Here is a 12,728-nt window from a genome sequence, read left to right on the forward strand (position 1 = left end):
AAACCTTTAGCACCCGAAAGGACATCCTATGGAACCCGAAATCATTACCGAAGCGCAGACCTGGCTGGTCAATAACCAGGGCCTGCTGATCGAGTATGCCGTCAACATCGCGGCCGCCCTGCTCACCCTGCTGGTCGGCTATATCGCAGCCAATCTGCTCAGCGGTGGCGTGGTAAAAGTGATGCAGGCGCGCAAGCTCGACACCACAGTCACCCACTTCGTCGGCAGCATCCTCAAGTACGCCATTCTGGTGTTCGTGGTGATCGCTGCGCTGGGCCGGGTCGGGGTGCAGACCGCCTCCTTCGTCGCCATCATCGGTGCCGCCGGTCTGGCCATCGGTCTGGCGCTGCAAGGCTCGCTCTCCAACTTTGCCGCCGGCTTCCTGCTGATCATCTTCCGCCCCATCAAGGCGGGCGAGTTTATCGAAGTGGCAGGCACGTCTGGCGTGGTGCAATCCGTTCAGCTGTTCACCACCACCCTCACCTCCGGTGACAACAAGATGGTGGTAGTACCGAACTCCGCCATCCTTAACGGCACCATCGTCAACTACTCGCGCATGGATACCCGCCGCGTCGATATGACCTTTGGTATCGGCTACGGCTCCGACCTGCGCAAGGCCAAGCAGATCCTTGAGCGTCTGGTGAACGAAGAGCCGCGCATCCTGAAAGATCCGGCTGCCACCATCGCCGTCGCCGCGCTGGCCGACTCCTCGGTCAATATCGTGGTGCGCCCGTGGGTCAAGACCGGCGACTACTGGGGTGTCTGGTTCGACTTCCACGAGAAGGTGAAACTCACCTTTGATGCCGAAGGGATCGAAATTCCCTTCCCGCAGATGGTGATGCACATGCAAAAACCGCAGGCGTGATCGCGGTAAAGCGGCAATCAACAATGCCAGCCCTCGGGCTGGCATTGTCATTTCTGGCGCGCCATCCGCTGCATAATCAGGCCGGCGGAATGAAAACAATTTCAGAGCCGCGGGCCAGCCCCAATCATGAGCGAGCGCAAGATCCCCCTTGCTTTCGTGACTCATAATCCCGATGTTCTGGTTGTATACTCCCGACGGTTGCCCCATTGCGGTAAAAGACAATCGGTAAAACTCTGTTACACGGGCCGCCCGGCCGGCTCGCTATAATGCTCGGATAATAAGGTTTGGCGGGACCTTGCCTGCAAGGTTCAAACACAACTTGGCATTTCAGGAATCCTATGAAAAACATCAATCCAACCCAAACCCAGGCCTGGCAGGCACTGGAAGCCCACTTTGCTGCAAACAAAGAGACCCGACTCAAGGATCTGTTCGCGCAGGACCCGAAGCGCTTTGACAAGTTTTCCCTTACCTTCGGCGGCGACATCCTGGTTGATTACTCGAAGAACCTGATCACCGAAGAAACCCTCAAGTTGCTGGTTGATCTGGCCAAAGAGACCGATCTTCGCAGCGCGATCGATGCCATGTTCAATGGCGACAAGATCAACATGACCGAAGGCCGCTCAGTACTGCACGTAGCCCTGCGCAACCGCTCCGACCGCCCCATCGAGTGCGACGGCAAGGACGTGATGCCGGAAGTGAACGCCGTACTGGCCAAGATGAAAGGCTTCTGCGAGAAGATCATCTCCGGCGAGTGGAAAGGCTACACCGGCAAAGCGATCCAGCATGTGGTCAACATCGGTATCGGTGGCTCCGATCTCGGCCCGGTAATGATCACCGAGGCACTGCGTCCCTACAAAAACCACCTGCAGATGCACTTCGTCTCCAACGTCGATGGCACTCACATCGCCGAGACCCTGAAGAAGATCGATCCGGAAACCACCCTGTTCCTGGTGGCCTCCAAGACCTTCACCACCCAGGAGACCATGACCAACGCCCTGACCGCCCGCGACTGGTTCATCAACATCGCCGGTGACAAGGCCCACGTTGCCAAGCACTTCGCAGCCCTCTCCACCAACGGCAAGGCTGTGGCCGAGTTCGGCATCGACACCAACAACATGTTCGAGTTCTGGGACTGGGTTGGCGGCCGCTACTCCTCCTGGTCTGCCATCGGCATGCCCATCGCCCTCTCCGTCGGTTTCGAGAACTTCGAAGCCCTGCTGCAAGGCGCCTTCGAGATGGACATGCACTTCGCCACTGCCTCCTATGAGCAGAACGTGCCGGTGCTGCTGGCGCTGATTGGCCTGTGGTACAACAACTTCTACGGTGCCGAGTCCGAAGCCATTCTGCCGTACGACCAGTACATGCACCGCTTCCCTGCTTACTTCCAGCAGGGCAACATGGAGTCCAACGGCAAGTACGTGGATCGCAACGGCAAGCCGGTTGACTACCAGACCGGCCCCATCATCTGGGGTGAGCCGGGCACCAACGGCCAGCACGCCTTCTACCAGCTGATCCATCAGGGCACCAAGCTGATCCCCTGTGACTTCCTGGCGCCGGCCATCAGCCACAACCCGATCGGTGACCACCATCCGAAACTGCTGGCCAACTTCTTCGCCCAGACCGAGGCGCTGGCCTTCGGCAAGAGCAAGGAAGAGGTTGAAGCCGAGTTCCTGGCTGCAGGCAAAACCCTGGAGCAGGTCAAGGATCTGGTGCCGTTCAAGGTATTCGAAGGCAACCGCCCGACCAACTCCATCCTGTTCAAGAGCCTGACCCCGAAAACCCTGGGTGCCCTGATCGCCATGTACGAGCACAAGATCTTCGTACAGGGCGCAATCTGGAACATCTTCAGCTTCGACCAGTGGGGCGTGGAGCTGGGCAAACAGCTGGCCAACAAGATCCTGCCGGAGCTGGGCAACAACGAGGCTGTCACCAGCCACGACTGCTCCACCAACGGTCTGATCAACACCTGGAAAGCGTGGAAAGCCTGATTTATCCGGCCTTTCTGAATGCAAAAGCCCCGCTCGATGAGCGGGGCTTTTTTATGACTGTCAGGCTGATTTTTCTGGCTGGCCGGTCGGGTGTCCAGTCCGACCGGCGACGGGGATCGTCATCCCCGCCCCTTCATCATCCTGCCCGATGCAGACTTAACCGCCGACGGCGATGCGTTTCATGTCTTTCATATAACCGCGCAGTACCTGACCGATTTTCTCGATCGGGTGGTTGCGAGTCGCTTCGTTGGCCGCCAGCAGCGCCAGGTTATCCACGCTCTGCCCTTCCGCCTTGCTGGCACCCAGATCGCCCGCTTTCAGGGTCGGCATGAAGTGCTCGCGCAGCAAGGGCACGGCGGCGTTGGCGAACAGGTAGTTACCGTACTCAGCGGTGTCAGAAATAACCACGTTCATCTCGTACAGACGCTTGCGGGCAACGGTGTTGGCAATCAGCGGCAACTCGTGCAGGGATTCGTAGTAGGCAGACTCCTCGTAGATACCGGAAGCCACCATGGTCTCGAACGCCAGCTCGACACCCGCCTTGACCATGGCCACCATCACCACGCCATTGTCGAAGTACTCCTGCTCGGCAATCTTGCCTGCAAACGCCGGCGCGTTTTCGAAGGCAGATTTGCCGGTCTCTTCGCGCCAGCCGAACAGCTTGGCATCGTCTTCGGCCCAGTCGGCCATCATGCCGCGGGAGAACTCACCGGCGATGATGTCGTCCATGTGCTTCTCGAACAGCGGGCGCATCAGGGTCTTGAGCTGCTCGGAGAGCTCGAAGGCGCGCAGCTTGGCCGGGTTGGACAAGCGGTCCATCATCAGACTGATGCCACCCTGTTTCAGGGCTTCGGTGATGGTCTCCCAGCCGAACTGGATCAGCTTGCCGGCGTAGGCCGGGTCTGTGCCTTCGGCAACCAGCTTGTCGTAGCAGAGCAGAGAACCGGCCTGCAACATGCCGCAGAGGATGGTCTGCTCGCCCATCAGGTCGGATTTCACTTCTGCCACGAAGGAGGACTCCAGCACGCCGGCACGGTCGCCGCCGGTGGCAGAGGCCCACGCCTTGGCGATGGCCATGCCTTCGCCCTTGGGATCGTTCTCCGGGTGAACGGCGATCAGGGTCGGTACGCCGAAACCGCGCTTGTACTCTTCACGCACCTCGGTGCCCGGGCACTTGGGCGCCACCATCACGACCGTGATGTCGGAGCGGATCTGCTGACCCTCTTCCACCACGTTGAAGCCGTGGGAGTAACCCAGCGCGGCGCCCTGCTTCATCAGCGGCATCACGGTTTTCACGACGTCGGAGTGCTGCTTGTCCGGAGTCAGGTTCAGCACCAGATCGGCGGTCGGGATCAGCTCTTCATAGGTGCCGACCGCGAAGCCGTTGTCGGTAGCCTTCTGCCAGGAGGCTCGTTTCTCGGTGATGGCGGCCTTGCGCAGGGCGTAGGAGATATCCAGCCCGGAGTCGCGCATGTTCAGACCCTGATTCAGACCCTGGGCACCACAGCCCACAATCACCACCTTCTTGCCCTTCAGCACGTTGCAGCCGTCCGCGAACTCTTCGCGCTGCATGAAACGACACTTGCCCAGCTGGGCCAACTGCTGACGCAGGTTCAAGGTGTTGAAATAGTTAGCCATGGTGATTGCTCCGTTCGATTGATTCCATGCCGGGTAGCGGCGTTGTCTGAACCACTATAGCGCGGGACACTTATTGCCTGAACTGATATATTCGAAACAGTACGTTGCAATAACTGAAATGTTAGCCCTTCATAATCGCCTGCTGAATGTACCGCGAGATGGCAGAAACAAGCCGCCAACCGCTGGATATCGGGCACACATGCCGCGCCAGGAGCTGAAAGATGGACCTTCGCAATCTCGAGCTGTTTCTCCACCTCGCCGACTCCCTCCACTTCGGCAAGAGCGCCGATGCCATGGCGGTCAGCCCCTCCACCCTGAGTCGCGCCATCCAGCGACTGGAGCAGGAGACCGGCTGCGTGCTGTTCGAGCGGGACAACCGCTCGGTGCGGCTTACCCCCGCCGGCGAGAAGCTGCGGGAGTTTGGCGGCGGCCTGTTGCAGGAGTGGCGTCAGCTCAAACAGGAGCTCAAACGCAGCGATGAACCGCTGCAGGGGCGGCTGCGGGTCTTCTGCTCGGTCACTGCCAGCTACTTTCTGCTGCCCGAGGTACTGGAGCGCTTTCGCCGCCGCTACCCCCAGCTGGAGATCAAGCTGGAGACCGGTGACCCGGCGCTGGCGGTGGACAAGATCCTGGCCGATGAGGCCGATCTCGCCATCGCCGCCCGCCCCGATGCTCTGCCCGCCAAGCTGGAGTTCGCCAGCCTGCAGCTGGTACCGCTGGTCTTTATCGCGCCGCGCAACGCCCCGCAACTGAACCAGTGGTTCCGTCAGGGAGAACCTGATTGGGAGCAGCTGCCGGTCATCCTCTCCGAGCAGGGGCTGGCCCGCAAACGCAGCGATCAGTGGTTTCGCAACAAGGGGATCGCCCCCAACATCTACGCCGAAGTGGCGGGTAACGAGGGGATCGTTGCCATGGTGGCGCTCGGGTGCGGCGTGGGGCTGGTGCCGGCGGCGGTGATCGACCATAGCCCGCTCGGCGACAAGGTGCGGATCATCGACCTCAAGCCCGCCTTCAAGCCATTTGATGTGGGGATCGGGGTGCTCAAGAAGCGACTGGAAGAGCCGCTGATCCGCGCCTTCTGGGATACGGCACAGAACCAGAACTCACTGCGCTGAGACGGGCTGGTAGATGAGCGTCGGGTCGGCCATCATCTTGCGACTCGACAACGGCAGATCAGGATTGTTCAGCTCGAGGCGCTGCCGCTGGTCGAGCTGCAAACGGCGGATGGTGCTGCCAAACCCCTCCTCGAAGATCCGGTCAAAATCCCCAGTTTGCCGCGCCCGCTGCAGGCCAAGCTCGATGCGCTGCGCCAGCTCCGGATATTTGGGCGAAACAAAGAAGAGCAGCGCCAGCGGATAGCGAAACACCAGATGGGGCTCGATGGCCAGATCCGGGTGCTGTTTCAGCTCATCCTCGACCTCGATGACGGAGCGCAAAAAACAGTCGAAACGCTGCTTGCGCAACATGTTGAACAGCGCTTCGTAGAGGTTGCCCGCCATCACATTGAGGCCGTTGGCCCTCAGCAACTGGGTGTCAGGCCAGGATCTGTGCTGGCCGATGATGAGCCCAGAGCGGCGCCAGTCGGCCAGCGAATGAATGGCGGCAAAGCGCCCCTCATCCCCCTGCCGGATCAGACAAACCCGCCAGCCGAGCAGCCCCTTGGCCAATGGAATGTGTACCGCCAGCAGATCCCTTTCCCGCTCCTCATCGGGGGCAAACACTCCTACCTGAACCAGCTCGCCGCTGTGCAGCTCTTTCACCGTCCGCCCCTGTTCCATCGGCGGGCTGGAGACCAGCTGGTAGGGGCCATATTCAGGCACCGTCAGATCTAGAGAGAGCCGCAGCAACTGCACCACTGCCGGGTTGGGATGCTCCAGCAGCAGATTCCAGGTGCGGATCGACTGCACGGCAGCCGACGTATCCGCCGCCCACAGCCACAACACCATGCACCACAATCCGACTCGCTTCATTCCCTGCACCATCCAAGCGCCATGCTTCTGGTCATACTATAACGCCAGCCAAGGGCCTGATGCGGCGTTCGCTGCCAGATGTGTGAACCTTCTCCTGTCCCGTCTCATGTCAGAAGTGACAATAGGCAAACCGGGCAAGGGATCGCAGACTGAATATTCGCCATCATCGAACTACATCAGGGAGGAGCACCATGAAACAGCATCTGGTCGAGATCAAGGGATCAACCCTGTTTGAGGAGTATCTGCAGAGCATGGGTCTGCCCAGCACCTTGCTGGACAGGGAGCAGGAGATCTATCTGCAGGAGCGTCACCTCGGTGCCATCCGCCGGGTACAGGGGGAGCTGCGCTTTTACCTGCGCGCCAACGCCCTCAACAAACGGTGATCGGGAGCCGGTCACAGAACCTGCAACAAAGAGGTATTAGACTGGTATCTTCCCCCTTTCGACGGGAGTGCCCATGAACGCAAGCGGTCTGGATCGGCTGTTCAAACCCCAATCAATCGCCATCATCGGCGCCTCGACCGATCCGCACAAAGCGGGCCATGTCATCGTCCGCCACCTGCTGGCGGGCCACTTCAAAGGGCCCATCCTGCCGGTCACCCCGCGCAGCAAGGCAGTGGCCGGCGTGCTGGCCTATCCCGACATTGCCAGCCTGCCACTGGCTCCGGATCTCGCCATCATCTGCACTCGCCGGGAGCGGGTCATCCCCCTGCTGGAGGCTCTCGGCCAGAAGGGAACAGGCGCAGCCATCATCCTCGCCGCCGATTTTTCACAAGATGAGCGGCAGGAGCTGAAACGGCTCTGCAAACAATACGGTATCCGCCTGCTCGGACCCAACAGCATGGGGATGCTGCTGCCCGGTCAGGGGCTCAATGCCAGCTTTTCACCGATTGCCGCCAAGCCCGGGCAAGTCGCCTTTCTCTCCCAGTCTGCCGCGGTCAGCACCACCATTCTCGACTGGGCCAAGCAGCATGAGCTGGGATTCTCTGCCTTCATCTCCCTTGGCGATCATTGCGACATCGACTTCGGCCAGCTGCTGGACCAGCTCTCCCGCGACAGCGTGACCCGCGCCATCCTGCTCTATATGGACAAGCTGCACGATGCCCGCCATTTTCTCTCGGCGGCGCGAGCCGCCTCGCGCAACAAACCGATCCTGGTACTGAAAAGCGGACGCCACGATCCGGCTCACGGCCTCGACAACGTCTATGACGCCGCCATCCGCCGCGCCGGCATGTTGCGAGTACGGGATACCCACGAGCTGTTTGCCGCAGTTGAAACCCTCAGCCACTCCATGACCCTCAAGGGGGAGCGGCTCGCCATCATCTCCAATGGCCGCGGGCTGGCCAATATGGCGGTGGATGTGCTGCTGGAGCGGGGCGGCAAACTGGCACGCCCACCGCTCGATATCGGCAGCGATGCCACCATCGCCACCTATCAGGAGGCGCTGGACAACCTGCTCGGGGAAGAGGGGATCGATGCCATCCTGATCATTCATGCCCCCTCGCTTACAGCTCCCAGTGCACCACTGGCCAGCCACCTTATCGCCCACCTGAAACAGCACCCCAGAGCACGCCGTTTCAATATTCTTACCAACTGGGCGGGCGAGTACTCGGCACAGGAGGGGCGCAAACTCTTTACCGAAGCGGGCATCCCGACCTACCGTACCCCGGAAAGCGCCATGGCCGCCTTCATGCACATGGTGGAGTACCGCCGCAACCAGAAGCAGCTGATGGAGACCCCCGCCTCCCTGCACGGCAACCAGCTCAATATCGAGCTCTGCCAACAGCTGATCCGCCAGGCGCAGGAGCGCAAACAGCTGAGGCTGGATACCCATCTCGCCCACCCCATCTTGCAAGCAGCCGGGCTCGCAACATTGCCCACCTGGATCGTCACCGACGCCATCGAGGCAACCCTGACAGCCGAGCAGATCGGCTACCCGGTGGCAGTCAAACTCCGTTCGCCCGATATCCTGCACAAATCTGCTGTGCACGGTGTGGTACTCAATCTGCGTACCTCGGCCGAAGTAGCACAGGCTGCCGATGCCATTCTGGACAGGGTGAAACAGCACGATCCCGGCGCCCGTATTGAAGGGTTGCTGGTACAGCGTATGGCGCGGCGCAGTGGCGGTCTGGAGCTTCGGGTTCGTATCCAGCAAGACGCCATCTTTGGCCCCGTCATCCTGCTCGGTGAATCGGGCGCGGAGCCACAGGAGATGGTTGCAGCGCTGCCGCCCCTCAATCAGGCGCTGGCCCGTTACCAGATCATCGGTGCGCTCAAGAGTCGCAAGATCCGTGAACATGCCACTCCGGATCGGCTGGATATCGATGCCCTCGGTCAAGTGCTCTGCCAGCTATCCGAACTGCTGCTCGCCTTCCCGCAAATACAGGAGCTGGATCTTCATCCGCTGCAAGCCTGTGGCACCGAGATGGTAGTGCTGGATGCCAGCGTCACGCTGGCCGACCCAGCACTTCCACCCGCCAGTCGGCTGGCTATCCGCCCCTACCCGACCGAGCTGGAGGAAGGGGCCTGGCTCAAGGATCAGAGTCATGTTCTGCTGCGCCCCATTCGCCCGGAAGATGAACCGGCTCACAAACAATTCGTGCTGCAGGTTTCCGATGAGGACAGGTACAAACGCTTCTTCGCCGACGTGGGTGAGCTGGGTCACGAAGAGTTGGCCCGCATGACCCAGATCGATTACGACCGCGAAATGGCCTTTGTCGCCGTAGGGCAGGATGGGGAGCGCAAAGATCAGATTCTCGGGGTGGTGCGCGCCATCTCGACGCCGGATCTCAGCGATGCCGAATTCGCCATTCTGGTTCGTTCCGACCTGAAAGGATTGGGGCTCGGCAAACTGATGATGGAGAAGATAATCCGCTACGCCTGCGAACAGGGCATTGGCCAGCTCTCCGGCATGACCATGCCCAGTAATCGCGGCATGGTAACCCTCGCCAAGCGCCTCGGCTTTACCATTGATGTCCAGATGGAAGAGGGAGTGGTCAATATGGCTCTTTCCTGTGGCGCTGGCGTAGGGTGACTGGGATGGATGGCTGCGAGTAATCCAGCATAAATGGTTGTGAATTATTCAAAAATGACTGTGATTACACACCAAAAGGAGGGAATGGCTGGCCTGCCAGTGCCCCCCCCCCTCAGGCAAAAGCTACTGTTCAGTGGCTTCTGGATGCTGAAAATGCCAAAGCCCGGTCTGATAACCGGGCTTTGGTGTCTCTTCTGGCGTGCAACGCTGCGGCCAACGGGCAAATCATCCATAGCAAAAAGGCCTTCCCAATCGGGAAGGCCTTCTATTTAGTGGCGGAGCGGACGGGACTCGAACCCGCGACCCCCGGCGTGACAGGCCGGTATTCTAACCGACTGAACTACCGCTCCGCATTCGGCTAGCTTATTGCTAATTTGGTGCCTGGCAGTGTCCTACTCTCGCATGGCGAATGCCACACTACCATCGGCGCTACCGCGTTTCACTTCTGAGTTCGGCATGGGATCAGGTGGTTCCACGGCGCTATTGCCGCCAGGCAAAATCTTCAATCTGAGAAAGCTGACGTAAGTAATTCGTTCGTATTTGCTACAAGCCTTAGAACACTTCTTGGGTGTTGTATGGTTAAGCCTCACGGGTAATTAGTATGGGTTAGCTCAACACGTCGCCGCGCTTACACACCCCACCTATCAACGTTGTGGTCTCCAACGGCCCTTTAGGACCCTCAAGGGGTCAGGGATGACTCATCTCAGGGCTCGCTTCCCGCTTAGATGCTTTCAGCGGTTATCGATTCCGAACTTAGCTACCGGGCAGTGCCACTGGCGTGACAACCCGAACACCAGAGGTTCGTTCACTCCGGTCCTCTCGTACTAGGAGCAACTCCCTTCAATCATCCAACGCCCACGGCAGATAGGGACCGAACTGTCTCACGACGTTCTGAACCCAGCTCGCGTACCACTTTAAATGGCGAACAGCCATACCCTTGGGACCGACTTCAGCCCCAGGATGTGATGAGCCGACATCGAGGTGCCAAACACCGCCGTCGATATGAACTCTTGGGCGGTATCAGCCTGTTATCCCCGGAGTACCTTTTATCCGTTGAGCGATGGCCCTTCCATTCAGAACCACCGGATCACTATGACCTACTTTCGTACCTGCTCGACCTGTCCGTCTCGCAGTTAAGCTGGCTTATGCCATTGCACTAACCTCCTGATGTCCGACCAGGATTAGCCAACCTTCGTGCTCCTCCGTTACTCTTTGGGAGGAGACCGCCCCAGTCAAACTACCCACCAGGCACTGTCCGCGGCCCAGATTCATGGGCCTGCGTTAGAACATCAAACATACAAGGGTGGTATTTCAAGGACGGCTCCAGCGCAACTGGCGTCACGCCTTCAAAGCCTCCCACCTATCCTACACATGTAGGTTCAATGTTCAGTGCCAAGCTGTAGTAAAGGTTCACGGGGTCTTTCCGTCTAGCCGCGGGTACACCGCATCTTCACGGCGAATTCGATTTCACTGAGTCTCGGGTGGAGACAGCATGGCCATGGTTACACCATTCGTGCAGGTCGGAACTTACCCGACAAGGAATTTCGCTACCTTAGGACCGTTATAGTTACGGCCGCCGTTTACCGGGGCTTCGATCAAGAGCTTCGCTTGCGCTAACCCCATCAATTAACCTTCCGGCACCGGGCAGGTGTCACACCCTATACGTCCACTTTCGTGTTTGCAGAGTGCTGTGTTTTTGATAAACAGTCCCAGCCATCTGGTCACTGCGACTCCCGCCAGCTCCATCCGCAAGGGACTTCACCAACAAGAGCGTACCTTCTCCCGAAGTTACGGTACTATTTTGCCTAGTTCCTTCACCCGAGTTCTCTCAAGCGCCTTGGTATTCTCTACCCGACCACCTGTGTCGGTTTGGGGTACGATGACTTGTAATCTGAAGCTTAGAGGCTTTTCCTGGAAGCAGGGCATCAATGGCTTCCGCACCGTAGTGCGTTCGTCTCGTGTCTCAGCGTTGCACCTCCGGATTTACCTAAAGGTACCGCCTACGCACTTTCACCAGGACAACCGTCGCCTGGCCCACCTAGCCTTCTCCGTCCCCCCATCGCAATTACAAGTCGTGCAGGAATATTAACCTGCTTCCCATCGACTACGCCTTTCGGCCTCGCCTTAGGGGTCGACTCACCCTGCCCCGATTAACGTTGGACAGGAACCCTTGGTCTTCCGGCGAGGAGGCTTTTCACCCCCTTTATCGTTACTTACGTCAGCATTCGCACTTCTGATATCTCCAGCATACCTCTCGATACACCTTCGCAGACTTACAGAACGCTCCCCTACCACTCACACATAAGTGTGAATCCGCGGCTTCGGTGCCTGGTTTGAGCCCCGTTACATCTTCCGCGCAGGCCGACTCGACTAGTGAGCTATTACGCTTTCTTTAAATGATGGCTGCTTCTAAGCCAACATCCTAGCTGTCTGAGCCTTCCCACATCGTTTCCCACTTAACCAGAACTTTGGGACCTTAGCCGGCGGTCTGGGTTGTTTCCCTCTTCACGACGGACGTTAGCACCCGCCGTGTGTCTCCCGGATAGTACTTACTGGTATTCGGAGTTTGCATGGGGTTGGTAAGTCGGGATGACCCCCTAGCCCAAACAGTGCTCTACCCCCAGTAGTATTCGTCCGAGGCGCTACCTAAATAGCTTTCGGGGAGAACCAGCTATCTCCGAGTTTGATTGGCCTTTCACCCCCAGCCACAGGTCATCCCCTAACTTTGCAACGTTAGTGGGTTCGGTCCTCCAGTTGATGTTACTCAACCTTCAACCTGCCCATGGCTAGATCACCCGGTTTCGGGTCTACACCTTGCAACTAGACGCCCAGTTAAGACTCGGTTTCCCTACGGCTCCCCTATACGGTTAACCTCGCTACAAAATGTAAGTCGCTGACCCATTATACAAAAGGTACGCAGTCACCCCGAAGGGCTCCCACTGCTTGTACGTACACGGTTTCAGGTTCTATTTCACTCCCCTCACAGGGGTTCTTTTCGCCTTTCCCTCACGGTACTGGTTCACTATCGGTCAGTCAGGAGTATTTAGCCTTGGAGGATGGTCCCCCCATATTCAGACAGGATGTCACGTGTCCCGCCCTACTCGATTTCACATCAAGGTTGTTTTCGTGTACGGGGCTATCACCCTGTATCGCCGGCCTTTCCAGGACCGTTCCACTAACTTCCAAGATGCTTAAGGGCTAATCCCCGTTCGCTCGCCGCTACTGAGGGAATCT

The 12,728-nt window shown here is 58.8% G+C and carries 7 protein-coding genes, 1 tRNA gene and 2 rRNA genes (1 of these 10 cut by a window edge); 5 read left to right on the forward strand and 5 right to left on the reverse strand.

What is annotated here, in order from left to right; translation table 11 throughout:
- Nucleotides 1–28 precede the first annotated feature (28 nt).
- Nucleotides 29–865 carry a mechanosensitive ion channel domain-containing protein gene (locus tag I6L40_RS01855; protein ID WP_041210774.1) on the forward strand — a complete coding sequence of 279 codons (837 nt, stop codon included), beginning with the start codon at nucleotides 29–31 and terminating at the stop codon, nucleotides 863–865.
- A 338-nt stretch (nucleotides 866–1,203) separates the two neighbouring features.
- Complete coding sequence (gene pgi, locus I6L40_RS01860) at nucleotides 1,204–2,853, forward strand: glucose-6-phosphate isomerase (protein ID WP_005339491.1); 1,650 nt, start codon at nucleotides 1,204–1,206, stop codon at nucleotides 2,851–2,853.
- 156 nt (nucleotides 2,854–3,009) lie between these two features.
- Here the strand turns inward: pgi and ilvC are convergent, their stop codons facing one another.
- On the reverse strand, nucleotides 3,010–4,491 hold the full coding sequence (ilvC, locus tag I6L40_RS01865; RefSeq protein WP_041210772.1) for a ketol-acid reductoisomerase: 1,482 nt from the start codon (nucleotides 4,489–4,491) through the stop codon (nucleotides 3,010–3,012).
- Between the two features lie 221 nt (nucleotides 4,492–4,712).
- Between ilvC and ilvY the strand changes: the two genes are divergently transcribed.
- A complete protein-coding gene (gene ilvY / locus I6L40_RS01870) occupies nucleotides 4,713–5,606 on the forward strand; it encodes an HTH-type transcriptional activator IlvY (RefSeq protein ID WP_071914935.1) in 894 nt (297 codons plus the stop codon).
- On the opposite strand, the gene I6L40_RS01875 is transcribed toward ilvY, so the two are convergent.
- Entirely contained in the window at nucleotides 5,595–6,461 is an 867-nt protein-coding gene (locus tag I6L40_RS01875) for a hypothetical protein (protein ID WP_071914938.1), read from the reverse strand. The two genes, ilvY and I6L40_RS01875, sit on opposite strands and share 12 nt — an antisense overlap.
- Before the next feature lie 191 nt (nucleotides 6,462–6,652).
- On the opposite strand from I6L40_RS01875, the gene I6L40_RS01880 reads away from it, so the two are divergent.
- A complete protein-coding gene (locus tag I6L40_RS01880; RefSeq protein WP_019446537.1) occupies nucleotides 6,653–6,844 on the forward strand; it encodes a hypothetical protein in 192 nt (63 codons plus the stop codon).
- 73 nt (nucleotides 6,845–6,917) lie between these two features.
- On the forward strand, nucleotides 6,918–9,494 hold the full coding sequence (locus I6L40_RS01885; RefSeq protein ID WP_216994907.1) for a bifunctional acetate--CoA ligase family protein/GNAT family N-acetyltransferase: 2,577 nt from the start codon (nucleotides 6,918–6,920) through the stop codon (nucleotides 9,492–9,494).
- A 273-nt stretch (nucleotides 9,495–9,767) separates the two neighbouring features.
- Here I6L40_RS01885 and I6L40_RS01890 read toward each other — a convergent pair.
- From I6L40_RS01890 to I6L40_RS01900, 3 genes are all read right to left on the reverse strand, one after another.
- A tRNA-Asp gene (locus I6L40_RS01890) sits at nucleotides 9,768–9,844 on the reverse strand.
- A 29-nt stretch (nucleotides 9,845–9,873) separates the two neighbouring features.
- Nucleotides 9,874–9,988: ribosomal RNA gene (rrf, locus tag I6L40_RS01895) — 5S ribosomal RNA — on the reverse strand.
- Nucleotides 9,989–10,069: 81 nt separating this feature from the next.
- Nucleotides 10,070–12,728: ribosomal RNA gene (locus I6L40_RS01900) — 23S ribosomal RNA — on the reverse strand (it continues 231 nt past the right edge of the window).

Source organism: Aeromonas sp. FDAARGOS 1410 (genome assembly GCF_019048745.1).
In the GTDB taxonomy this organism is placed as follows: domain Bacteria; phylum Pseudomonadota; class Gammaproteobacteria; order Enterobacterales; family Aeromonadaceae; genus Aeromonas; species Aeromonas jandaei.